This is a genomic window from Streptomyces sp. 2323.1 (assembly GCF_900221035.1).
In the GTDB taxonomy this organism is placed as follows: Bacteria; Actinomycetota; Actinomycetes; order Streptomycetales; family Streptomycetaceae; genus Streptomyces; species Streptomyces sioyaensis.
The window spans coordinates 3,771,249-3,792,348 of the sequence record NZ_LT907981.1 but is presented as its reverse complement, the minus strand read 5'-3'; the positions used below and the strand labels follow the sequence as shown (position 1 = coordinate 3,792,348).

Sequence of the window (21,100 nt, the reverse complement as noted above, 5' to 3'; positions counted from 1 at the left end):
CCACCCCCTTGAGGTCGCGGACGGGTCGCTGCGGCGTCCCCGGGCCGGGGCGGACCGGGGAGTGATACCTCCACCTGAATACCGGAGGCAGCGCTACGGCAAACGCGGTTCCTGCAGAATGTCACATGTCGGCAACACGCTGTAGCGCCATGTCGACATATCTGCGCAGCTGAGCGGGGACGGGTCGCCCGTCCCGGTTAGGCGTCGATCCTGTTTGCGGATCGCAGCCGGGCGAAGCTCCGCGACAGTAGCCGTGAGACATGCATCTGCGACACCCCCAGCTCCGCACTGATCTGGGACTGCGTCAGATTGCTGTAGTAACGCAGCAGAAGGATCCGCTGTTCGCGCTCGGGCAGCTGCACGAGGAGGTGCCGTACGAGGTCGCGGTGCTCGACGCCGGCCAGCTCCGGGTCCTCGTAGCCGAGGCGGTCGAGCAGTCCGGGCAGGCCGTCGCCCTCCTGGGCGGCCTCCAGTGAGGTGGCGTGATACGAGCGGCCGGCCTCCAGGCAGGCCAGGACCTCGTCCTCGCCGATCTTGAGGCGCTCGGCGATCTCGGCGGTGGTGGGGGAGCGGCCGTGCAGCACCGTCAGATCCTCGGTCGCGCCGTTGACCTGCACCCACAGCTCGTGGAGGCGGCGCGGCACATGGACCGTGCGGACATTGTCTCGAAAGTAGCGTTTGATCTCGCCGACGACGGTGGGCATCGCGAAGGTGGGGAACTGGACGCCCCGGTCCGGATCGAAGCGGTCGATCGCGTTGATCAGGCCGATGGTGCCGACCTGGATGACGTCTTCCATCGGCTCGTTGCGGCTGCGGAAGCGGGCCGCGGCATAGCGGACCAGCGGCAGATTGGCCTCGATCAGCGCGGCACGGACCCGGGTGTGCTCCGGGGTGCCGGGTTCGAGGTCCGTCAGCTCGGCGAACAGCACCTGGGTCAGTGCCCGCGTGTCCGCGCTTCGGCTCTCGCGGGATGGAGCCTTGGGCGCAGTACGGGCCGTCACGGTCACGCCACCCTTCACAGTGCATGTATCCGGCAAAAGCGGTCATAGCATCACAAGACATGTGCACTGTGTGCAAGCACCCCATAACGCCGTGTTGAACAGAGAGTTGGGGTGGGTGCGGGGCGTTCGGGGGGCCGGTGGGTGGCGGTAGGGGCCCGTGGGTACGGCGAAGCCCCCCGCCCGTGAGGGGCGAGGGGCTCGGCGGTGCCGGAGGCGGGGGCGCCGCGGCTCAGAATTCGTAGTCGGCGATCACCCAGGTGGCGAATTCACGCCACTGCGCGGCGGCCGCCTGATGGGCCGGATGCTCAAGGTAGCGCTTGAGGGCGTCCGTGTCGGCCACGGCCGAGTTGATCGCGAAGTCGTAGGCGATCGGGCGGTCGGTGATGTTCCAGCCGCACTCCCAGGACGTCAGCTCCGGAATCTCGCCCTCCAGTGCCGCGAACGCCCGCGCACCGGCCTGTACGCGCTCCTCGTCGCGGGAGACGCCGTCATTGAGCTTGAACAGGACCAGGTGGCGGATCACAGAGGCCTCCGAGGGCGGGCGAGGCGCAGCCGGACCGGGTCGGCCGGCTGGGCCGGGGCGGGCGCCGGCCGATCGCGGGTCGACCCCTCGGGCGGCTCCGGCGCCGCCGGTCGGATCGGCCGTCCCCTAGAGCGTCTCCGCCCTAGCTGATCAGCTGGGTCATGAACTCGCCCACGCCCTGAGCGGCGGACGAGATGCCCTCGAAGCCTATCTGGACCAGGTCGGCGGCCCGCTTGGGGGAGGTGATGATCGTGTACAGCACGAAGACGATGACGATGTACAACGCGATCTTCTTGGCCTGCGCCATCAGCCCGACTCCCCTACGCAGTCCCTTACGGCAGTGCCTGCAGTTCCCGTCTGCAGTCGGGCGAGTGTAACCACACGTGTTCGATCGCGGGAGCCGGGCCGGCGGGGCGGGCACCGGTCCGCCCCGCCGCCCCGGCATCTGTCACTGATCCTGATTTTATGGACCAAAGACCCACCAAAGGGGGCCCTTTGCCTGCCTGTTGAGGCGGTACGCGGCGGCACCATGGGGAGCGTGGCCCGCTGGATCTGGCAGGAATCCGGGGGGCCGGGAGGGACCTCACTGCGGGGTCCACGCCGACCGTCCCCGGACGGCGGCGCGGACTTGGGGGTTCGTCCGCATCGGGGGGAGCGGTCGTCTGTCGACGCCGCTTCCCCCGCCCTATCCCGGCCCCGCCTCGGAGCCGCCCCCGGAGACCACCGGGGGCTCTGGACACCCCCGAGGCGGGGCTCCGTCGTGTGCGCCCGGCGGCCGGCGGCGGTGTGCCGTCCTCGTACGCGGCCGGTGTGACCTGCTCGTCTCCCGTGGCCGCAACCAAGCGGAAGCGCCCCCGCGTCCTTCACCCCGTACGACTCGGATGTCCCCGGGCGCTCCGCCTCGCCGGGTCCGGACGGGCCGGCATGCATCATGTACGCGACACAACGGAGCGCGGCAGCGCGCCGCGCCGCGGCGTGGGGCCGCGTGGGACCAGAAAGGAACACGGGCTCCAACGATGAAGATCGACTGGGACCGGCGTACCTGCGCGCGGCGCGGGCACATCACCTACCTCCCGCACGAGGAGCACCTCCGGGAGAGGCTGCACGCCGCCACCGCCCTCGGCGAGGCCTGGCGCTGTCTGCGCTGCGGCGACTTCGTCCTAGGTGACCCGCACGGCTCCGGTCCGGCCGCCGACGCCCCGCTGGTCCCGCGCGGCAAGGTCCTGCGTGATCTGTTCATCCTGCGGTTCCTGGCGGTCGAGCGGGCGGTGCGCGGGGTGTTCATCGTGCTGGCCGCGGTCGGCGTATGGCAGTTCAGCAACCAGAAGGACGCGGTCCGCCGGTTCTTCGACGAGTACATCGCCGTGCTCCGCCCGGTGGCCCGGCACTTCCACTACGACCTGGACCACTCGCCGGTCGTCGGCACCATCCAGAAGACCTTCGGCTACCAGCACTCCACCCTGCTGCTGGTGGCCGCGCTGCTGCTGGCCTACGCCCTGGTGGAGATCATCGAGGGCGTCGGCCTGTGGCGCGCCAAGCGGTGGGCGGAGTATCTGACGGTGGTCGCGACGGCCGCCTTCCTGCCGCTGGAGATCTATGAGCTGACCGAGAAGGTCAGCTGGCTCAAGATCGCCACGCTGGTGATCAACATCCTCGCCGTGCTCTACATCGCGGTCACCAAGCGGCTGTTCGGGCTGCGCGGCGGCCGCGCGGCCTTCGAAGCGGAGCGGCACAGCGCCTCCCTGCTGGAGGTCGAGACCTCGGCCGGAGTGCCTGCCGCCGCCCATAATGGCTGAACGCTCGACCCTAGGGGGAACCACACCATGTCCATGAACTCCGCACCGTCCCGGCCCGATTCGTCCCGCGCGAACGCCCGGCCCGGCCTCTCGCGCACGCTGCGGCGGCGGCCGGCCGTCGTCCTGGCGCTGCTGGCCGGCCTGCTGGCCGCGGCCATCGCCCCGGCAGCGGCGGCGGGCCGCGCCGCACCGGACACCGCACGGGTGGTGGCCACCGCGAGCGCCCCGGGTCACGGCGCCTCGGTACGGGCCGCGGCCGCGCCCGCGCACTCCGCCGCCTCCCACGGGCACGCCACTCAGCTCACGTCGGCCTTCAAGGTCAAGAAGTCGGTCTTCAAGGCCAAGAAGTCGAAGTGGAAGTCGAAGGCCAAGAAGAAGGGCGGCTTCTTCAAGAAGCTCGGCATCTTCCTGGTCGTGCTCTTCATCCTCTTCCTCGTCGTCGTGATCCTGGTGATCTGGCTGATCGTGCGCTTCTTCCGCCGCGCGGGCCGCAACCGGCGTAACGACTAAGGGCGCTCCGGCCCCGGCCGCCGCGACGCGCTCAGCCGTCGGGCGGCCCGGGGCGGCCGGCTCCCGGACACGACAAAGGCCCCGATCCGTTGTGAATCGGGGCCTTTGCCCTTGAGCGGTAGCGGTGGGATTTGAACCCACGGAGGAGTTGCCCCCTCACGCGCTTTCGAGGCGCGCTCCTTCGGCCGCTCGGACACGCTACCGAGAGAGAGCTTAGCCCACGGGTGGCCGTGCGCCGAAATCGGATTCCGGGGAGGGGCCGCCGAGGGATCGCGGCGCCGGTCAGCGCTCTCGGAAGAAGGCGGTGAGCAGCTCCGCGCACTCGGCTTCGAGGACCCCGGTGATGACCTCGGGGCGATGGTTGAGACGGCGGTCACGGACCACGTCCCACAGGGAGCCGGCCGCGCCCGCCTTGGCGTCGCGGGCGCCGTAGACGACCCGGTCGACCCGGGAGAGCACCAGCGCGCCCGCGCACATCGTGCACGGTTCGAGGGTGACGACCAGCGTGCAATCGGTCAGCCGCCACTCCCCGACACTGCTCGCCGCCGCGCGCAGCGCGAGGATCTCCGCGTGGGCCGTCGGGTCGCCGGTGGCCTCGCGTGCGTTGTGGCCGGTGCCGAGGACCGTGCCGTCGGCGGACAGCACGACGGCGCCCACCGGGACATCACCGGTCCCGGGGGCGCGGGCGGCCTCGTCCAGCGCCTGCCGCATCGGTGCGATCCACGGATCGCGCAGCGGGTCGGGCGCGGGGGAGGGAAGAGAGGCGGAAGGGGGGACGGTCATGTCCCCAGTGTCGGGGACGTGACCGGGGGCCGGACCCACCCTTGGGGGCGGGGGCCCGGCCGGGCCGCTCAGCGCACGGCTTCGAGGACCTCCGTGCAGCCCAGCGAGTCGGCGATGGTGCCCAGCGCATCGGTGTCGAGGGCCAGCAGCTCCTTTTCGCTGACGCCCAGGTCGGCCAGCAGGGCGGCGTCGCCGAGCGGACCGCGCGGCGGGCCGTCCGAGCCGTTCACCGCCTCCAGGGTGTCGTCGTCCACGTTGTCGTCGGGGTCGGGGTCGGGTTCGCCGTCCTCCGTGCCGTCCAGGTCGAGGCTGTCGAGGTCGTCGGCCGCATCGTCCTCCTCGCGGCCGAGCAGCTCGTCGGTCAGCATTGCGCCGTACGAGCTTTTGGCGGCGGCGGCGGCGTTGGAGAGAAAGACCCGTGGGTCGTCCTCACCGTCCACCCGGATGACGCCGAACCAGGCGTCCTCCTGCTCGATGAAGGCCACCACCGTGTCGTCGTCGACCGCTGCCTCTCGGGCCAGATCGGCCAGATCGGTCAGCGTCTCCACATCGTCGAGCTCCGTATCGCTCGCTTCCCACCCGTCTTCGGTGCGCGCGAGCAGTGCGGCGAAGTACACCGTGACTCTCCCACTGGTCATAGGCGTGCCGGGCCGGGCGGGGCGGCGCTGCACGCCGTTGGTCCCGCCCCTTTCGGAATCGTGGCAGAAACAACGCCGCCGCGCGGGGTCTTCGGTGCTGCGTCGTGCGGAGGTTGTGAGAGATGTCGCTCACGTGCCGCAGCGCAGACGGGGGCGCGGGGGTGTTCCGCTACCAGCGGAATGTACGCATCCGCATGGCCTGGCGCATGCGTTCGGCCCGGGCGCGGCGTGGCTGGACGCGGTTGCGCAGCTCCTTGGCCTCGTGCAGTTCCCGCAGAAATTGGGCACGGCGCCGTCGGCGTGCCGCTTCCGTCCCGTCGTCCGCGGCCAGGTCCTGGCCGCCGGGGACGGCGTCGTTCGAGTCGTCGGTCCGATTGCGGTCGAGCACGCGCACACCACCTCGGGCGGAATCCTCGCCCTCCGGCAGAACAGCCAATCGGGCGTACGTGCCCCCTTTCCCTCCTTTCGGTGGTTTGATGCCCGCCGCGTGCGCCGGTTGCGCCGGTCGGCCGGGCACTGCAGGGCGGGCGCCGGGGCCTTCCGGCTCGGTTACTGTCGAGGGCATGCGGATCCACGTCGTCGACCACCCGCTGGTGGCGCACAAACTCACCACACTGCGCGACAAGCGCACCGACTCCCCCACGTTCCGGCGGCTCGCCGACGAGCTGGTCACCCTGCTCGCCTACGAGGCCACCCGTGATGTGCGCACCGAGCGGGTCGACATCGAGACCCCGGTGACGGCGACCACCGGTGTGCGGCTGTCGCACCCGCGCCCCCTGGTCGTACCGATCCTGCGGGCCGGTCTGGGCATGCTGGACGGCATGGTCCGGCTGCTGCCCACCGCCGAGGTCGGCTTCATGGGCATGGTCCGCAACGAGGAGACGTACGAGGCGCAGACCTACGCCACGCGGATGCCCGACGATCTCTCGGGCCGTCAGGTGTACGTCGTCGACCCGATGCTCGCCACGGGCGGCACGCTGGTCGCGGCGATACGCGAGCTGATCAAGCGCGGCGCGGACGATGTCACCGCGATCTGCCTGCTGGCCGCGCCGGAGGGCGTGGAGGTCATGGAGAAGGAGTTGGCCGGCACGCCGGTGACGGTGGTCACCGCGGCGGTCGACGAGCGGCTCAACGAGGCCCGCTACATCGTGCCGGGCCTCGGCGACGCGGGTGACCGCATGTACGGCACGGCCGGCTGAGCGGACCGCGCCCCCCTTCTCACCCGATCACTGTCCGTGCCCTGCACCACGCATGGTGCAGGGTCCGTCCGCATGCGGTCAGCACTTGGCGTCGTCCTTGGTGGCCGCCGGCGACGGACGGCTCAGCAGAGCCAGGGACTTCGCGGCGTCCTTCTGGGCGGTCAGTGCCTTGAAGGTGTCGCCGATGATCAGGTCGAGGTCGGCGCCCTTGCGGGCGTCGGTCTTCCGCTGTGCGCCGGCGAGCTGGGTGGACAGCACCTTCATCGGTCCGTCGGACGCCGCCGCGGGGCCGAGCAGTATCCCGGCGCCCTTGACCTTCTTGTCGTAGGCGGCGGGGGCGTTGCCCACCTTGCCGATCTTGAAGCCGCGCTTTTCGAGCTCGTCGGCGGTGCGCTTGGCGAGCCCGGAGCGCGGGGTGGCGTTGAAGACATTGACGGTGAGGGTGCCGGGGGCGGGCAGCTTGCGGGCCGCGTTCCTGGCCTGAGCCCCTTCCGCCTTGGCGCTGTCGGGGCAGTGCCGCTCGCCCTGGGCGGCATGGGCGGTGTTGGACCGGCCGCCGAACACGTCGATGAGCTGCAGGGTGCCCCAGGTGGCCAGGCCGAGGGCGCAGGCCGAGGCGACGATGGTGAGGGCGATCCGGCGACGGTGGCGGGGGCGGCGCATCCGCGGATACCTGTCGCCCGTGATGCGGTACTTCCCGCCCATGCCCGGGGGCGTCAGCATGCTCATGGGCGCAGCGTAGTGCGGGCGGCGGTCCGTGCCTACTAGATGATCAACGCGTGGCGCGAGACCCAACCCAAAAGGGTCAATACGGACAGGGTGAGTTGGGTGCCGCCGGGCGGTAAGAGGGGGTTTCGGCCTGTTGGGCGGGGCGGCCGCGGCGCGTCAGTCGAGTTCGAGCACGCGGGCGTGCAGCACCTGGCGCTGCTGCAGGGCCGCGCGTACCGCGCGGTGCAGCCCGTCCTCCAGATAGAGGTCGCCCTCCCACTTCACGACGTGCGCGAAGAGGTCGCCGTAGAACGTCGAGTCCTCGGCGAGCAGCGTTTCGAGATCGAGCTGCTGCTTGGTCGTCACCAACTGGTCGAGGCGTACCGGGCGCGGGGCGACGTCCGCCCACTGGCGGGTGCTCTCCCGGCCGTGGTCCGGGTACGGCCGACCGTTTCCGATGCGCTTGAAGATCACACGGAAAGCCTACCGGGCGAGCGGCACCGGGCGCAGCCAAGCCGCAGCAGTGTAAAAGGATCATTGGTGGCAAATTTGGATCATTGGGGAGCCGTGGTCCGGAGGATATGGCCGGAAGTGACCCGAACGGCCTACGGCGTCACGCGGTGCGGCGGCTTCCGGGCCCGCGCCGGCCCGTACGTCACCACTTACGGGCGGCCGCCAGGCTCGGCTGCCAGTACGTGACCGTGGCGGTGTGCGGGTCGACGCGGACCGGGGCGCCGTCCAGGCCGACCTGGATGGGGGTCGCGCGGGCGGCGAGGGCGACGCCGAACTGGGAGATGCGGTGGTGGCGGTGGCCGGTGCCGCCCCGTCCGCCGGCGCCGGTGACGACCGTGGCGTAGGCGGTGGCGTCGGGCTTCAGGAAGACCGGGGTGAGCGGCCGGCTGGCACCGATCGGCCGGAGGGGGGCCTGCCGGCCGTCGCCGAACCGCAGCAGGGGGTAGCGCATGGTGGCGAAGTCGCAGGTCCGGTTGGAGATGTTGGTGACGGTCAGCAGCATCCGGCCGTCCCGTCGCGGCAGCGGGCCGGCGTGGAATCTGAGCATGTCCGGGGCGCAGGCGGCCTGACTGCCGGGCGCGGGGCGAGGATTCCGGCCGTCTCCCGAAGGGGGCGGCGAGACGGCGGTGACGGGGCCGTCGGCCCGGCCGTCGTAGCCGCGGCAGGCCGTGGCCAGGGCCAGCGCGGCGGCGACGAGGAGACCCGCGACGACGGCCCGGCTGAGGGTGGCGGTGAAGGGCATAGGGAGCTCCCCCGGGACGGTGGCGTGAACACGACCTTCGGCGCGGGTGCTGGCGATCCGCTAACGCGTGGCTAACGCAGGCCGGCCCCGGCGGGCCGCGGACTGTCGCGGTCCGACAACGGGGCGGGGGCCGGATCGATGGAAGGGGCATCAATCTCTCAATGTACGGCCTGAGTTGAGGGGGATGCCGGTGGTGCCGAGGTACTGCTTCTCGACGGGCTGGGGGTGGCCGACGGGGGCGGCGCGGTGGTGCCGGTGTGGCCCTCGCCCGGCTGCTGGGTCGGCGGGGCCGAGGAGGTGCGCGAACGGGGCGGGCCTGCGGTGCCCGGGGGTGGCGCAGTGGAGCGGCCGGTGCCGTGGGGCGGTACCGCCGACGAGCCGCTCGGGGAGGGCCCGGGAGCGGAGTCGGTGTACGTGGGGGACGGGGCGGGGCCGACGGGGCTCGGCGGCCTTGCGGGCAGCGGCCGGTCCGGCGGGCCGCCGGGGGCGGTCATCAGGTAGCCCACCGCGACGGCGGCGGCCGCGGCGGCCGCGGCCAGTGGCAGCCCGAACCGGCGCAGCCAGGGCCGCCGCAGGCCGGACAGCCGGCCGCGGCGCAGGTGCGGGCCGGGGGGTGCGGCCGGTTGCAGGTCCCGGACGCCGATGCTCTCGGCGCGGGCCGCGAGGGCCCGGCGCAGCCGCTCCTCCACGGGGCGGTGCGGACCCGTGTCGTCGGGGCCCGTACCGCCGGGGCCGCCGCCCGTACGGCCGGGGAGCCTGCCGCCGTCGCCGCCCGCGCCGCCGTTCTCGCCGGGCGGGCCGCCGGTGCGGCCGGTACCCGTGCCGGGGCCGTTCATGACCGCGCCTCCAAGATCTTCTCCAGCGAGTCCAGGGCGCGGCTGGCGAGGGACTTCACCGAGCCGCGGCTGATGCCCAGCGTCGTCGCGATCTGCGCCTCGGTCAGATCGCCCCAGTAGCGCAGGACGAGCACCTCCCGGCGGCGGGCGGTCAGCCCGCTCAGCGCGGCGAACACCTCCCGGTGCTCCTCGTCCAGCACGATGCGCTCCTCGGCGGACGGTGCGTCCGCCTCGTACGGCGGGGTGTAGCCGCGCGCGGTGCGGCGCCGACGCAGCACCGAGCGGGCGGCGTTGACGACCGCGGTGCGCAGATAGGCGAGGGCGTTGTCGACCTCGCCGAGCTGTTCGCCGTGCCGCTTGTAGAGCGCGGCGAACGCGTCCTGGACGACGTCCTCCGCGGTGGCCCGGTCGTCCACGAGCAGCACGGCCAGCCGGACCATGTTCAGCCGGTGCGCGTGGTACAGCTCGCTGATCGTCGGCGGTGGGTCGGGCGGCGCGCCGGCCCCGCCGTCCGGCAGCCGGGCGCTGCCGCCGGGCAGTTGGCCGTCCGCCGGATACCCGGCCGGGCGGCCGGGGCGCGGGGTTTCGCGGTGGGCGGCCGCGGGGCGGGCGGTGCGCAGCAGCCACCGCCACAGGGCAGGCCGGAGCCCCGGCACGGCGAACCGTACCGGGGCGTGCGGACCGGCGGAGTACTCCATCGCTTCCTCGGGACGCAGCGGTCGGGCGCGGGGTTCAGCCGCGCCGGCGACGGACCGCATAGACGGTGCCGCCGCCCGCGGCGATCAGGGCGGCGGCACTGCCGCCGAGCGCCATGGCGGCCGTGGACGAGGCCCCGGTGTGCGCGAGTTCCCGGTCGCTGCCGCGTCCCTTGGCGGGGGCGGAGGCGGCGGGTGTGCCGGGGTGGGCCGTGGTGGCGCTCGGGCGGGGGGAGGCGCTCGGCGGGGCGGTGGGGGAGCTGCTGGGCGGGGCGGTGGGAGTGCCGCTGGGCGGGGCGGTGGGGGCCTCGCTGGTGGACGGCCCGGGCGTCGCACTGCTCTCGGTCGGCCGCGGGGCGGGCGGCGAGGAGGCCTGGCCGGTGGGCGAGTGCTGCGGCTTCGGTGCGCGGTCGTCGGCGTGCGCGGTTCCGGCCGCCGACAGCGTGGCCAGCGCGAGCGCCGCGAGCAGCCCGGCGCCGGCCGCACCGCGTGACAGGGGGCGGACGGCGTACGGCCGGGAACCGGCGGTGGTGCGGGAGGTACGGGTGGGCTTCACGGTCGGCTGCTCCACGTTCGTCGGCGGGTGGCGCCCGATGGCGCCCTCACCCGTCACGACGTGCGGCCGGGGCGGGGGTTGCCGGAGGTGCGGAAAAACTTCCGTGCGGCCGCCGGGCCCGCCCGCCGCTGTGTCAGCCCACGCTCTGCAGCAGCTTCTCCACGGCCTTGACCCGCTCGCCCAGCTCCGCCAGTTGAGCGCTCATCTCCCCCTGCTGCTCGGTGACCCGTTCCGCGAGCTTGCGGTACTCGGCCAGCGCCGCGGCGTCCGCACGATGCCGCTGCAGCTTGAAGTACGAGGCCACGATCGTGGTGACCGAGGCAAAGATGATCACCAGGATGGCGATCGGGATGATGGTGCTGCCGTTCATGTGCGGGTCCCCCTGGTGGTGTTCGGCTTCTTCTTGGCCGGTGGCTCGGCTGCGCCGACCCCGTCCCCCTCCCCGTCCCCGGCGGCCTCCGGCGGCGCCGCGGTCCGGTCCTCCTGGAGGGCGGCGAGGACGGTGGCCACGTTCAGCTTCAGCTCGAACGGCGTGAGTTCGAAGTACTTCAGCGCCTTGCCGTCCTCGGACAGCTCCAGCCGGCCGGCCACCAGACCGGCCTTCTCCAGGCGGTCCAGGTGCATGTAGAGCAGCGGCCGGGACATCTCCAGCCGGCGGGCCAGTTCGCTGACGTAGAGCCGGCCGTCGGCCAGCTCGCCGATCACCCGCAGGCGCTGCGCATGGCCCACGGCGGACAGCAGGGCCAGCAGCTCCTCGCTGTTCATGGCCCACCCTCTCGCTGTTCCGGACGCTGTCGGCGGAGGTTTTCGCATGGCGCGACGGACCGTCACACACGCCCGCCGCCCTCCGGCGCCCACCATCTTACGGTTGACGGTTCACAGCGACACCTGTAATTCTCCACTGACATGCGTACCGGTGGGGAACGCGACGCAATGCCGAAGGAGTGGGGCACGTGGACGTGACGGTGCGACGGGGGCGGCCGGTGGAGCATCCGCCGCGGGAGAGAAGACGGCCGTCAACGGTGCGGGTGGCGGCCTGGAGCGCGCGGCACCCGTGGCGCGCGCTGGCCGGCTGGCTCGGGTGCGTGGTGCTGTGCCTGGGGGTGGGCCTCGCGATGGGCACCCACAACGCCACCGCCGAGGACTACCGCGTCGGTGAGGCGGGCCGCGCCGAAACCCTGGCGGCCGAGGCCCATCTGGGCCATGAGCCGGTGGAACACGTCCTGATCTCCGCCCGGTCCGGCCCGCTGGACCCGGCCGCCGCACAGGCGGCCGCGGCCGAGGTCACCGCCGGGATGCGGAAGCTGCCCGAGGTGGCGCGGGTGGCGGCACCGGTCCGTTCGGCCGACGGCGGATCCCTGCGGGTTTCGGTGACCATGAAGGGGGCGGAGGCGGACGCCAAGGACCATGTCGCCCCGCTCGCCGCCCGGACGGCGGCGGTCCAGCGCAGCCATCCGCAGTTGCGGGTGGCCGAGACCGGCAGCCCGTCGGTGACCGTCGGCGTCAACGCCCAGCGCGGCCAGGACCTGGCGCTCTCCGAGGCGATCGCGCTGCCCGTCACGCTGCTGACGCTGCTGGTGGTCTTCGGATCCGCGCTGATGGCGCTGGTGCCGCTGCTGCTCGCGCTGACCTCGATCGCGGCCGCCATGGGCCTGTCGATGGTGGTCTCCCACCTCCAGCCGGACGCGGGGGTGGGCAACAACGTGATCCTGCTGATCGGCATGGCCGTCGGCGTCGACTACACGCTCTTCTACCTCAAGCGCGAACGCGAGGAACGGGCCCGCGCGGGCGGCCGGCTCGGCCCCGAGGCCCTGGTGGAGTTGGCCGCCGCCACCGCCGGCCGGGCGATCGTCGTCTCCGGTCTCGCGGTCGTCGTCTCCACGGCCACCCTCTACCTGGCCACCGACGTGGTCTTCTCCTCGCTCGCGACCAGCACCGTCATCGTCGTACTGGCCGCGGTCCTCAGCTCGTTGACCGCCCTGCCCGCCCTGCTGGTCACGATCGCCCGGCGCGCCGGACGCCGGGCGGCCCGCTGCGCGGAACGGGGCAGGGTCCGGCCCGTGCGGCAGGACCGTACGGCCGGGGCCGGCCGTCTCTGGCACACCCTGCTGCGCCCGGCGAGCGCGCACCCGGCCGTCACCCTGTGCCTGTCCGTCCTGCTCATGCTGGGGCTCGCGGCACCCGCGCTGGGGATGCAGCTGCGCGTCCTCAACAAGGACAGTCACTCCCGCGAGATCCCCGCCCTGCAGACCTACGACCGGCTCACCACGGCCTTTCCCGCGCTGCGCGTCCAGCATCAGATCGTGGTCCGTGCCGACGCCGAGCACGCCCCCGAAGTAGCGTCCGCGCTACGGGAGTTGACCAGGCGCACGCAGTCCGACCGGCTCTACGCCAAGGACGGCACACCGCCCCTGCACACCTCCCGGGACCGCCGCACCACGACCCTGGAGCTGTCGACGCCGTACAAGGTCAGCTCGCCGGACGCCGCCGACTCGCTCGCCCGCCTCCGTCACGACTATCTGCCGGGCACCGTCGGCACGGTGCCCGGGGCGGAGTTCGCGGTCAGCGGGGACGTGGCGCACGACACCGATTACCTCGCCCACCAGGACGAGAAGCTGCCCCTGGTCGTCGGGGCGCTGCTGCTGCTGACCTTCCTCATGACGACCCTGGTCTTCCGCTCCGTGGTCATCGGACTGCTCGGCGTCGCGCTGAACCTGCTCTCCGCGGCGGCCGCCTTCGGCCTGGTCGTGGTCTTCTTCCAACACGGCCTGGCCAGCACGGTGTTCGGCTTCGATACGTCCGCGACCAGCGCCATCGGCTCGCGCGTACCGCTGTTCCTGTTCGTGATCCTCTTCGGGCTGTCGATGGACTACCAGGTCTTCGTCGTCAGCCGGATACGGGAGGCGGCCCTGCTGGGCAGGCCGCCCCGGGAGGCGGTGCTGGACGGGGTCGGCGCCTCCGCCAAGGTCGTCACCAGCGCGGCCGTGGTCATGGTGACGGTCTTCGCGGCCTTCATGTTCTTGCATCTCGCCGAGATGAAGCAGATCGGCTTCAGCCTCGCGGTGGCCGTGCTGCTGGACGCCTTCGTCATCCGCGTGGTGATCCTGCCGTCGGCGCTGATCCTGCTGGGGCGGGCGAGCTGGTGGCCGTCCCGGACGATGCGGCGGGCGCAGCAGGCAGCTTCCGCCGGGTGACCTGCGGGCGCCCCCGCCGGAACGGGCTGCCCGGAGAAAACCCCGCCCGGGGCGGCGCGCAGGCCGCCCCGGGCGGGGTCGTACGTGGGGCGAAACGGGGCTCAGATCGTGGACGCGTCGATCACGAAGCGGTAGCGGACATCGCTCGCCAGCACCCGCTCGTACGCCTCGTTGATCCGGTCCGCGCCGATCACCTCGATGTCGGCGGTCAGCCCGTGCTCACCGCAGAAGTCGAGCATCTCCTGGGTCTCCGGGATGCCGCCGATCATCGATCCGGCGAGCGACTTGCGCTGCGGGATCAGCGCGAACGGCGCGACCGGCAGCGGGCTCTCCGGGGCGCCGACCTGGACCAGGGTGCCGTCGGTGCGCAGCAGCCCGAGGTAGGCGTTCAGGTCCAGGTTGGCCGAGACGGTGTTGACGATCAGGTCGAAGGTGCCCGCCAGCTGCTCGAAGGTGGCCGGGTCGGACGTCGCGTAGTAGTGGTCGGCGCCCAGCCGCAGCCCGTCGTCCTTCTTGCGCAGCGACTGGCTCAGCACGGTGACCTCCGCGCCCATCGCATGCGCGATCTTCACGCCCATGTGGCCGAGGCCGCCCAGACCGACGACCGCGACCTTCTTGCCGGGGCCGGCCTGCCAGTGGGCGAGCGGGGAGTAGAGGGTGATCCCGGCGCACAGCAGCGGGGCGGCGGCGTCCAGCGGAATGCTCTCGGGTATGCGCAGTGTGTAGTTCTCGTCGACCACCAGGTGGGTGGAGTAGCCGCCGTAGGTGGGCTCGCCGTCCCGGCCGGTCGCGTTGTACGTGCCGACGTTGCCGAGCTCGCCGGTGCAGTACTGCTGCAGCCCGGCGCGGCAGTTCTCGCACTCGCGGCAGGAGTCGACGAAGCAGCCGACGCCGACCCGGTCGCCCTTCTTGTAGTGGGTGACCCCGGAGCCGACCTCGGCGACCACACCGGCGATCTCATGGCCGGGGACGATCGGGAAGTTCCCGCCGTCGCCCCACTCGGCGCGCACGGTGTGGATGTCGGAGTGGCAGATTCCGGCGTACTTGATGTCGATCAGGATGTCGTGGGCACCCAGCTCGCGGCGCGGAATCGTGATCCGCTCCAGTGGTGCCTTCGGGGCGGGTGCGGCGTACGCGGAGACAGAGGTGTGGGTCATGCCATCGAGCTTGCGTCGGCCCGACGGCCGTAACCAGTGCCCCCTTCAACCTATGCATGGCGTGCCTATTACTGCCAGAACCACCCAGCGGCCCGGCTGGTCGCCCAGCGGCCGTCGGGCGGCCCCGGCCGGCGGGCGATCATCCACCACGCCGAACCGGGGCCGCGGCCGGCCGGAGCGCTCCGGCTGCCGGCATCGGCTCAGGAGAAGACCACCGAGCGGAGCTTCAGCAGCTCCGAGGCGCGGCCGCCGTTGGCCCGGAGCGTGTAGTAATCACCGGTGCAGTCCGGGCCGGTGAAGACGGTGGCGACGGACGAGGTGTAGTTCTTCGGGGAGTGCGCGGGCTGGGCAGTCGGTTCGTTCACCTCGGGGAGGTTCAGGCACGCCCGGCCCGGCGGATCGGACAGCAGGCTCACGTGCGGGGTGCCACCCTCGTCGTTGTACACGTAGGTGAAGGGGCCGGTGGACGCGCCGGCGGGGGAGGCCGGCAGGGCCAGCGCCAGGGCGAGCGCGCTGACGGCGGTGGCGGCGGTGTGAAGAAGACGCATGCGAGGGTCCTTTCATTCCGTTTCCATGCGGAATGTGTGGTGCCCAGCCATACGACCCGTGATGTCCGTTGTCACACGAAGGAGTTCCGGCGAGACGGGCGCGCGGTTGTTGTTCGGGTCGGCCTGACCGCTAGGGGTGTTGAGGTGCGCCGTTGCGTTCCCGCAGGACGCCGGCGATCCGCTCGCACCAGTCGCGGGTCTCCCGTTCGAAGCCCAGGCCGCGCAGGCAGGTCAGATACGGGCCGATCCGGGCGCCGTGGGCCAGGAACTCCGCCTCGTCCAGGCCGCCGCGCAGCCGGGCCAGCAGCTGCTCGAAGATCTCGACCTTGGCGGCGGCCATCCGGGCCCGCTCCGTCAGCTGCGCGATCACCGGCGCGGCGTCGATCCGGTCCACGGCCTGCACCTTGACCAGCAGATCGTCGCGGATGAAGGACGGCCTGGACGCGGCTGCCGCAAACCGCTCCAGCTCGGCCAGGCCCTCGTCGGTGACGTGGAACAGCCGCTTGTTGGGCCGGGTTTCCTGGACCACCTGGCGTCCGGCGACCAGCCCCTCCCCCTCCAGCCTGGTCAGCTCCGCGTAGAGCTGCTGCGGCAGTGCGTGCCAGAAGTTGGCGACGCCGACGTCGAACGCCTTGGCCAGCTGATAGCCGCTGTACTCGCCGTCCAGCAGCGCCGCCAGCACCGCGTGCTTGAGAGCCATCGCCCCGGCCACCCTTCCCATACTCAAGAATATGACTAATCATAGTCGCGACTAAGGGAGCGCGGGGCCGAGGCGCCGGGCCCGGATCCGGGGCCGGACGGTTCGCTGCCCGGCCGAGGCGAGGAGGAAGAATCATGGGGACGACCGCGGACCGCTTCAAGGCGGCGGTGGAGGCACGGGAACTGGACGTGCTGGACGAGCTGTTCACCGAGGACGTCCGCCTCTACAGCCCGGTGAAGTTCACCCCCTTCGAGGGGCGGCCGATGGTGCTCGGGCTGTTCGGCGTGCTGCTGCGGACCTTCGAGGACTTCCGTTACGTCGGCGAGCTGACGGGCAGCGCCCAGACGGCGGCGGGGGCGGACGGCGGTTCCGTCGACTCGGCGGTCCTGATCTTCCGGGCCACCGTGCGCGGCAAGCAGATCCACGGCATCGATCTGCTGCAGTTCGACGAGGCGGGCCGGATCAAGGAGTTCACGGTGATGGTGCGGCCGCAGTCCGCGGTGCAGGCGCTGGGGGAGGCGGTGCTGGACGGGCTGGTCGAAGACGGGCTGGTGCCGCAGGCGTAGGGCGCGGGGGTAAGGCGCGGGCGGGCCACCGCGGGCCGGTGCGCGGGGTGCCGGCCGGACCGGGGTGCACCCGCGCCCACTCGGCATGGACGCCGGGTGTACCTCTGCCGTGGCCGTGTGCCGGGCGCCTCGCCCGCGTCGGGTCCGGGCGCCCGGCGGAGAGCGTCAGACCCGCTCCGGCTGGTCCACCGAGATCGCCGCGGCCGGGCAGATCGCCGCCGCCTCCTGGACCGCTTCCCGCAGTTCGGCGGGCGGTTCGGCGGTCAGCAGGACGACGATGCCGTCCTCCTCGCGCTGGTCGAAGACGTCGGGCGCGGACAGCACACAGCTTCCGGCGCCGCAGCACTTGTCCTGGTCGATGTGCACACGCATGGTTCTCTCCAGATCGGGCCGCCCGGCTTCCTGTGGCCGGGGCGTACGGGCAATAACGGGCGGACGGGGAGGGCGAGTTCCTGCTGACCGGGCGCCGGGGTCACCACGCCACGGGCAGCGCATGCACCCCGTAGATCCCCATGTCGTGCCGGAACGGGACGTCCTCGAAGGGGATGTCGAGCCGGAGGCCCGGCAGCCGGCGCAGCAGGGTCTCCAGAGCGATCTGCAGCTCCACGCGGGCGAGGGGCTGGCCCAGGCACTGGTGGACGCCGAAGCCGAACGCCACATGGCGGCGGGCATCGCGGCCGACATCGAGCCCGCCGGACGCGGGGAAGATGTCCTCGTCGCGGTTGGCGGAGTTGAGGGTGCACACCACGCCCTCGCCGGCCCGGATGGTGACGCCGCCGATGCGGACGTCCTCGGTGGCGACCCGGGGCAGGCCGTTGTGCACGATGGTCAGATAGCGCAGCAGCTCCTCCACGGCGCCCTTGATCAGCGAGGGGTCGTGGCGCAGCCGGGCCAGCTGGTCGGGGTTGCGCAGCAGGGCGAGGGTGGACAGCGCGGTCATGTTGGCGGTGGTCTCATGGCCGGCGATCAGCAACAGCCGTCCCATGGTGGCGATTTCGTCGGAGCTGAGTTCGCCGCGGGCGACCAGCCGGCTGATGATGGCGTCGTCCGGGCGGCGCCGCTTGGACTCGGCGAGCCGGACCAGATACTCCAGCAGCTCGTCCTGTGCGGTCCGTACCTCCTCGCGCGTCGACCGGAGGCTGAGCAGAATCCCGCTGCGCCCCTGGAAGAACTCATGCTCCTCGTACGGGACACCGAGCAGCAGGCAGATCACCAACGACGGCAGCGGCAGCGCGAATTCCGCGACCAGGTCCGCCGACGTGCGCCCCTCGGTCATCCGGTCGAGCAGGTCATCGGTGAGGTGCTGCACCTCCGGGCGCATCGCCTCCATCTTCTTCACCATGAAGTCGGCGGTGAGCATCCGGCGCATCCGCGCATGCTGGGGGTCGTCCATGCGGAGAAAGGTGGGGTTCGTGCCGATGATCTCGCGCCCGCCGGCGGAGAGGAACGGGAACCCGGGACGGGTCGCATCGGCGCTGAACCGCGGGTCGCCGAGCACCTCCCGGACGTCCTGATGCCGGGTCACCAGCCAGCAGGAGGACCCGTCCCACAGGGTCGCGCGGGTGACCGGCTCCTCCCGGCGGGCCCGTTCGACGCCGGGTGCCGGATCGAAGGGGCAGCCGGCGGTCCGCGCGGCCGGGAGGTCGAGTGGGGGGAGGCTCGCGCCCGGCTCGGTGCCGGGGTCCGCCTCGATGCGTTCTGCGGTCGTCATGCGGCTGGTCCTTCCACGAACGGCCACGGCATGCCGTGGCGAAGGGTGCGGGTGGCGCCACTCCTCGACGGTTCACGTACGAACCGGGTACCGGCCGGATAGGCGGTCGGGCCGGCGGCCGGGCCAGTGGGGTCGTGTCCGCCGGGGTCATGACCGTCGGGGTGCATGACCGGGGAGGCATGGCCAGGGGCCGTAGCCGTGGCGGTAGCCGGGACGCGGGACCGGGACACGGAGACCGGACACGGGGACCGGAACGTGCCGTGCCCGACCGATAACTAGTTACCTAAGGTAAGCAACTAAGTGCACGCTAACTCACCCCGGGCGGGGGAGGGAAGGGGTGATCGCGAGCCTCATGAGGTTGGCTCAAATCGAGCGGGGGTCCGGACCGGACAGGGTCGGCGCAGCAGGGTTTCCGGCACCCCACGGACGGCTAAAGTGCCTGCATGCCGGACCCCGGAAGCGACCAGGACCCCACCGCCGCACTGCAAAGAGTGCTGGCCACGCTGTCCTATCTGCTCACCCGCTCCCGGGCGCACGAACGCCAGGCCGCCCAGGCAGGGGTCACGGCGGCGCGTTCCGATCTCTGGCTGCTGATGGCCCTGGAGGACAGCGGAGGCGTCAGCAGGGTCGGCGACCTGGCCGCGCTGCTGATGGTCGAACCCCCTCATGTCACCCGCCAGATCAGCCAGTTGGAATCCCAGGACCTGGTGGCCCGGACCCCGGACTCCGTCGACCGTCGGGCCCGGAAAGTGGCGATCACCCCGCACGGCAAGGCCATCCTCAACCGTCTGCAGAAGACCAGCCAGGCCGGCCTGCACGAGGCGCTCGCCGGCTTCGACGACGCGGACATCGCCACCACCGTCGCCGTGCTCAACCATCTGGTGGCCTACGCCCGGGAGAAGCACGGGCGGGCGTGAGCGGGGTGGGGCCGGGCCCCACCCCGTCCGGTGTTACTCGATCTCGACGCGGCCGTTGGTGCCGTTGCCCGCTCCGGGGGTGCCGTTGCGGTCGGTGGTCCGTTCCGACGACTCGGGGGCGCCGAGGTTGCGGCGGACCGAGTCCAGGATGGTCAGACCCTGGCCCACCAGGCCCGCGGCGATCTCGCCGAGGCCGTCGGTGCCGTTGAGGACATTGACGTTGGCGTTGGCCAGGCCCGCGGAGGCCTCCTTGACGATCTGCGGGAGCTGGTCGATGAGCATCCGGTCCAGGGCCACGCGGTCGTGCGAGGCGGCGGCCTCGGCCTGGATCTTCATCCGCTCGGCCTCGGCCATCGCCAGCAGCCGGATGCGCTCGGCCTCCGCCTCGGCGGGCTTGACGACCTCGGCCACCAGCTCCTGCTGGCGCAGTTGGGCCGCGCGCTCGGCCAGCTCGGTCTGGGCGGCGAGGACTTCCTGCTGGGCGTGTGCCTGCGCCAGCGGACCGGCCTGGGCGGCCCGGGCCTTGGCGCGGTCCACCTCCGCGGAGTACTCGGCCTGGACCACGGCTGTCTGCCGGGAGTACTCCGCCTGATTACGGGCGGCCTCCTGCTCCGCCTCGGCCGAGGCCTGGGTGGCCTGGGCCTGGGCGATCTGTGCCTGCCGCTGGATGGCCGCCTTGTGCGGGGCGGACATCGCCTCGATGTAGCCGGTGTCGCCGTCGTCGATCGACTGGATCTGCAGCGAGTCGACGATCAGGCCGATCTTCGCCATCTCCGTCTTGGAGGTCTCCAGGACCTCGGTGGCCAGCTTCTGCCGTTCGGTGACGATCTCCTCGACCGTCATCGAGCCGATGATGGACCGCAGATGACCGGCGAAGATCCGGCCGGTCAGGACCGACATCTGGTCCTGGTCGGACAGGAACCGCTGGCCGGCGTTGACCACGCTCTCGGTGTCGTTGCCGACCTTGAACGCGATCACGGCGCGCACCGTCAGCGCGATGCCCTGCTTGGTCACACAGGTCTCCGAGACCTCCGCCTCGCACATCGCCAGCGTCAGAAAGCGGACCTTGCGGAAGACCGGCAGCACGAATTTGCCGTGCCCGGTGACCACTCGGAACGGCGCGCCCCCCTGTCCACGCCTGCCTCCCGAGATCAGCATTGCTTGATCGGGGGCAGGAACGCGGTAACCGAACATCCTTCGTCTCCTCAACCGGCGTCGCCGGCATCGCCGGGCAACGCGTCCAACGGATCCGCCCACTCCATGACGTCGACCTGGCGATTGCCACGGGACTCGATCACGAGCACGGTCGCCCCTACCGGAAGGGGCTCGGCGGACCAGGCGAGAAAGGCCTCCGTACCGCCCCTGATCCGCACCAGGACCTCACCGGGACCGGCAGCTCCACGAGTGCCGATCAGCAGCACTCCCGTACAGCCGATCACGGCATCGTCCTGTGCCATCGGCGGCGGCCCTCCCCCGTTACGTTCCTGGAAAAACGACCATAGCGCTCCGGCGCGCGATGGCCTATGGCGGGATCACGGCGCGTTGGGATCCCGGCCCGCGGCCGTCAATATCCCGTTAGGAGGGGGACGAATGCCTGGCGGGGAGTGGGTTCCGTGTGTTTCGGGTGCACGCGATGGGGCCGGGCGGTGGCTTTCGGTGCACCGCGGGGTGAGGACGGCGAAGTGCCTGGGTGGCTAAGGGCGTGTCAACTACGCTGCGGCCGTGGCAACTACGCGGCGGTCGCGGCGCCTACGAGGTGGCTGTACCCCGAGCGTGAGCGACCACCACTGCTCGCAGATTGAAATGC

27 protein-coding genes and 1 tRNA gene are annotated in these 21,100 nt (G+C 71.9%); 6 read left to right on the top strand and 22 right to left on the bottom strand.

The annotated features are described in order from the left end of the window. Positions 1–197 precede the first annotated feature (197 nt). From CPH93_RS16015 to CPH93_RS36170, 3 genes are all read right to left on the bottom strand, one after another. A complete protein-coding gene (locus CPH93_RS16015) occupies positions 198–1,007 on the bottom strand; it encodes an RNA polymerase sigma factor SigF (RefSeq protein ID WP_026169670.1) in 810 nt (269 codons plus the stop codon). Positions 1,008–1,230: 223 nt separating this feature from the next. Next, positions 1,231–1,524, bottom strand: a complete 294-nt coding sequence (locus CPH93_RS16010) for a Dabb family protein (RefSeq protein ID WP_093484290.1) — start codon at positions 1,522–1,524, stop codon at positions 1,231–1,233. 142 nt (positions 1,525–1,666) lie between these two features. After that, the gene (locus tag CPH93_RS36170) at positions 1,667–1,831 is read right to left on the bottom strand and encodes a hypothetical protein (protein WP_006604262.1); all 165 of its coding nucleotides are present in this window, start codon (positions 1,829–1,831) and stop codon (positions 1,667–1,669) included. Positions 1,832–2,540: 709 nt separating this feature from the next. Here CPH93_RS36170 and CPH93_RS16005 point away from each other — a divergent pair. Both CPH93_RS16005 and CPH93_RS16000 read left to right on the top strand, forming a co-directional pair. Further along, a complete protein-coding gene (locus CPH93_RS16005) occupies positions 2,541–3,320 on the top strand; it encodes a DUF2127 domain-containing protein (protein WP_093484291.1) in 780 nt (259 codons plus the stop codon). A 27-nt stretch (positions 3,321–3,347) separates the two neighbouring features. Continuing rightward, the gene (locus CPH93_RS16000; RefSeq protein ID WP_096213245.1) at positions 3,348–3,830 is read left to right on the top strand and encodes a hypothetical protein; all 483 of its coding nucleotides are present in this window, start codon (positions 3,348–3,350) and stop codon (positions 3,828–3,830) included. Positions 3,831–3,946: 116 nt separating this feature from the next. On the opposite strand, the gene CPH93_RS15995 is transcribed toward CPH93_RS16000, so the two are convergent. From CPH93_RS15995 to CPH93_RS15980, 4 genes are all read right to left on the bottom strand, one after another. After that, positions 3,947–4,033: transfer RNA gene (locus CPH93_RS15995), tRNA-Ser, on the bottom strand. A 79-nt stretch (positions 4,034–4,112) separates the two neighbouring features. Beyond that, positions 4,113–4,613, bottom strand: a complete 501-nt coding sequence (gene tadA / locus CPH93_RS15990) for a tRNA adenosine(34) deaminase TadA (RefSeq protein WP_093484297.1) — start codon at positions 4,611–4,613, stop codon at positions 4,113–4,115. Positions 4,614–4,681: 68 nt separating this feature from the next. After that, complete coding sequence (locus CPH93_RS15985; RefSeq protein WP_093484298.1) at positions 4,682–5,230, bottom strand: tRNA adenosine deaminase-associated protein; 549 nt, start codon at positions 5,228–5,230, stop codon at positions 4,682–4,684. Positions 5,231–5,420: 190 nt separating this feature from the next. Next, complete coding sequence (locus CPH93_RS15980; RefSeq protein WP_093484299.1) at positions 5,421–5,645, bottom strand: hypothetical protein; 225 nt, start codon at positions 5,643–5,645, stop codon at positions 5,421–5,423. Positions 5,646–5,814: 169 nt separating this feature from the next. Here CPH93_RS15980 and upp point away from each other — a divergent pair, with 169 nt between their 5' ends. Beyond that, positions 5,815–6,450: a uracil phosphoribosyltransferase gene (upp, locus tag CPH93_RS15975; protein WP_093484300.1), complete on the top strand. Its 636-nt coding sequence runs from the start codon at positions 5,815–5,817 to the stop codon at positions 6,448–6,450. Between the two features lie 78 nt (positions 6,451–6,528). On the opposite strand, the gene CPH93_RS15970 is transcribed toward upp, so the two are convergent. The 8 genes from CPH93_RS15970 to CPH93_RS15935 form a co-directional block, all read right to left on the bottom strand. Beyond that, the gene (locus tag CPH93_RS15970) at positions 6,529–7,155 is read right to left on the bottom strand and encodes a LytR C-terminal domain-containing protein (protein ID WP_173909987.1); all 627 of its coding nucleotides are present in this window, start codon (positions 7,153–7,155) and stop codon (positions 6,529–6,531) included. Between the two features lie 180 nt (positions 7,156–7,335). Further along, positions 7,336–7,632 carry a type II toxin-antitoxin system VapB family antitoxin gene (locus CPH93_RS15965; protein WP_006604254.1) on the bottom strand — a complete coding sequence of 99 codons (297 nt, stop codon included), beginning with the start codon at positions 7,630–7,632 and terminating at the stop codon, positions 7,336–7,338. A 181-nt stretch (positions 7,633–7,813) separates the two neighbouring features. Then, a complete protein-coding gene (locus CPH93_RS15960; RefSeq protein WP_093484302.1) occupies positions 7,814–8,413 on the bottom strand; it encodes a DUF4232 domain-containing protein in 600 nt (199 codons plus the stop codon). 158 nt (positions 8,414–8,571) lie between these two features. Continuing rightward, positions 8,572–9,249, bottom strand: a complete 678-nt coding sequence (locus CPH93_RS15955) for a hypothetical protein (RefSeq protein WP_096213244.1) — start codon at positions 9,247–9,249, stop codon at positions 8,572–8,574. Next, on the bottom strand, positions 9,246–9,947 hold the full coding sequence (locus tag CPH93_RS15950) for an RNA polymerase sigma factor (RefSeq protein WP_093484304.1): 702 nt from the start codon (positions 9,945–9,947) through the stop codon (positions 9,246–9,248). Before CPH93_RS15950 ends, CPH93_RS15955 begins: the two co-directional genes overlap by 4 nt. A gap of 34 nt (positions 9,948–9,981) precedes the next feature. Next, complete coding sequence (locus CPH93_RS15945; RefSeq protein ID WP_159395007.1) at positions 9,982–10,500, bottom strand: LPXTG cell wall anchor domain-containing protein; 519 nt, start codon at positions 10,498–10,500, stop codon at positions 9,982–9,984. A 133-nt stretch (positions 10,501–10,633) separates the two neighbouring features. Continuing rightward, positions 10,634–10,870, bottom strand: coding sequence for a hypothetical protein (locus CPH93_RS15940; protein ID WP_006604249.1), 237 nt, complete (start codon positions 10,868–10,870; stop codon positions 10,634–10,636). After that, positions 10,867–11,265 (bottom strand): ArsR/SmtB family transcription factor, encoded by a 399-nt coding sequence (locus CPH93_RS15935; RefSeq protein ID WP_096213242.1) that lies wholly within the window; start codon positions 11,263–11,265, stop codon positions 10,867–10,869. The genes CPH93_RS15940 and CPH93_RS15935 overlap by 4 nt, the downstream gene beginning before the upstream one ends. 257 nt (positions 11,266–11,522) lie before the next feature. On the opposite strand from CPH93_RS15935, the gene CPH93_RS15930 reads away from it, so the two are divergent. Beyond that, positions 11,523–13,694: an MMPL family transporter gene (locus tag CPH93_RS15930; protein ID WP_096213241.1), complete on the top strand. Its 2,172-nt coding sequence runs from the start codon at positions 11,523–11,525 to the stop codon at positions 13,692–13,694. A gap of 101 nt (positions 13,695–13,795) precedes the next feature. Here the strand turns inward: CPH93_RS15930 and CPH93_RS15925 are convergent, their stop codons facing one another. From CPH93_RS15925 to CPH93_RS15915, 3 genes are all read right to left on the bottom strand, one after another. Beyond that, complete coding sequence (locus CPH93_RS15925; protein WP_096213240.1) at positions 13,796–14,851, bottom strand: NAD(P)-dependent alcohol dehydrogenase; 1,056 nt, start codon at positions 14,849–14,851, stop codon at positions 13,796–13,798. Between the two features lie 200 nt (positions 14,852–15,051). After that, the gene (locus CPH93_RS15920) at positions 15,052–15,399 is read right to left on the bottom strand and encodes a hypothetical protein (protein WP_096213239.1); all 348 of its coding nucleotides are present in this window, start codon (positions 15,397–15,399) and stop codon (positions 15,052–15,054) included. A 130-nt stretch (positions 15,400–15,529) separates the two neighbouring features. Next, a complete protein-coding gene (locus CPH93_RS15915) occupies positions 15,530–16,099 on the bottom strand; it encodes a PadR family transcriptional regulator (RefSeq protein WP_096213238.1) in 570 nt (189 codons plus the stop codon). 134 nt (positions 16,100–16,233) lie between these two features. On the opposite strand from CPH93_RS15915, the gene CPH93_RS15910 reads away from it, so the two are divergent. After that, complete coding sequence (locus CPH93_RS15910) at positions 16,234–16,665, top strand: nuclear transport factor 2 family protein (RefSeq protein ID WP_093484310.1); 432 nt, start codon at positions 16,234–16,236, stop codon at positions 16,663–16,665. A gap of 165 nt (positions 16,666–16,830) precedes the next feature. Here CPH93_RS15910 and CPH93_RS15905 read toward each other — a convergent pair whose 3' ends face one another. Together CPH93_RS15905 and CPH93_RS15900 are read right to left on the bottom strand one after the other, a co-directional pair. Further along, on the bottom strand, positions 16,831–17,037 hold the full coding sequence (locus CPH93_RS15905; protein WP_096213237.1) for a ferredoxin: 207 nt from the start codon (positions 17,035–17,037) through the stop codon (positions 16,831–16,833). 100 nt (positions 17,038–17,137) lie between these two features. Next, a complete protein-coding gene (locus tag CPH93_RS15900; RefSeq protein WP_096213236.1) occupies positions 17,138–18,376 on the bottom strand; it encodes a cytochrome P450 in 1,239 nt (412 codons plus the stop codon). A 443-nt stretch (positions 18,377–18,819) separates the two neighbouring features. On the opposite strand from CPH93_RS15900, the gene CPH93_RS15895 reads away from it, so the two are divergent. Continuing rightward, entirely contained in the window at positions 18,820–19,293 is a 474-nt protein-coding gene (locus CPH93_RS15895; protein ID WP_093484313.1) for a MarR family winged helix-turn-helix transcriptional regulator, read from the top strand. Positions 19,294–19,326: 33 nt separating this feature from the next. Here CPH93_RS15895 and CPH93_RS15890 read toward each other — a convergent pair whose 3' ends face one another. Together CPH93_RS15890 and CPH93_RS15885 are read right to left on the bottom strand one after the other, a co-directional pair. Continuing rightward, complete coding sequence (locus CPH93_RS15890; RefSeq protein WP_096213235.1) at positions 19,327–20,487, bottom strand: flotillin family protein; 1,161 nt, start codon at positions 20,485–20,487, stop codon at positions 19,327–19,329. 11 nt (positions 20,488–20,498) lie between these two features. Next, positions 20,499–20,750 (bottom strand): hypothetical protein, encoded by a 252-nt coding sequence (locus CPH93_RS15885; RefSeq protein WP_006604238.1) that lies wholly within the window; start codon positions 20,748–20,750, stop codon positions 20,499–20,501. Positions 20,751–21,100: the final 350 nt, after the last annotated feature.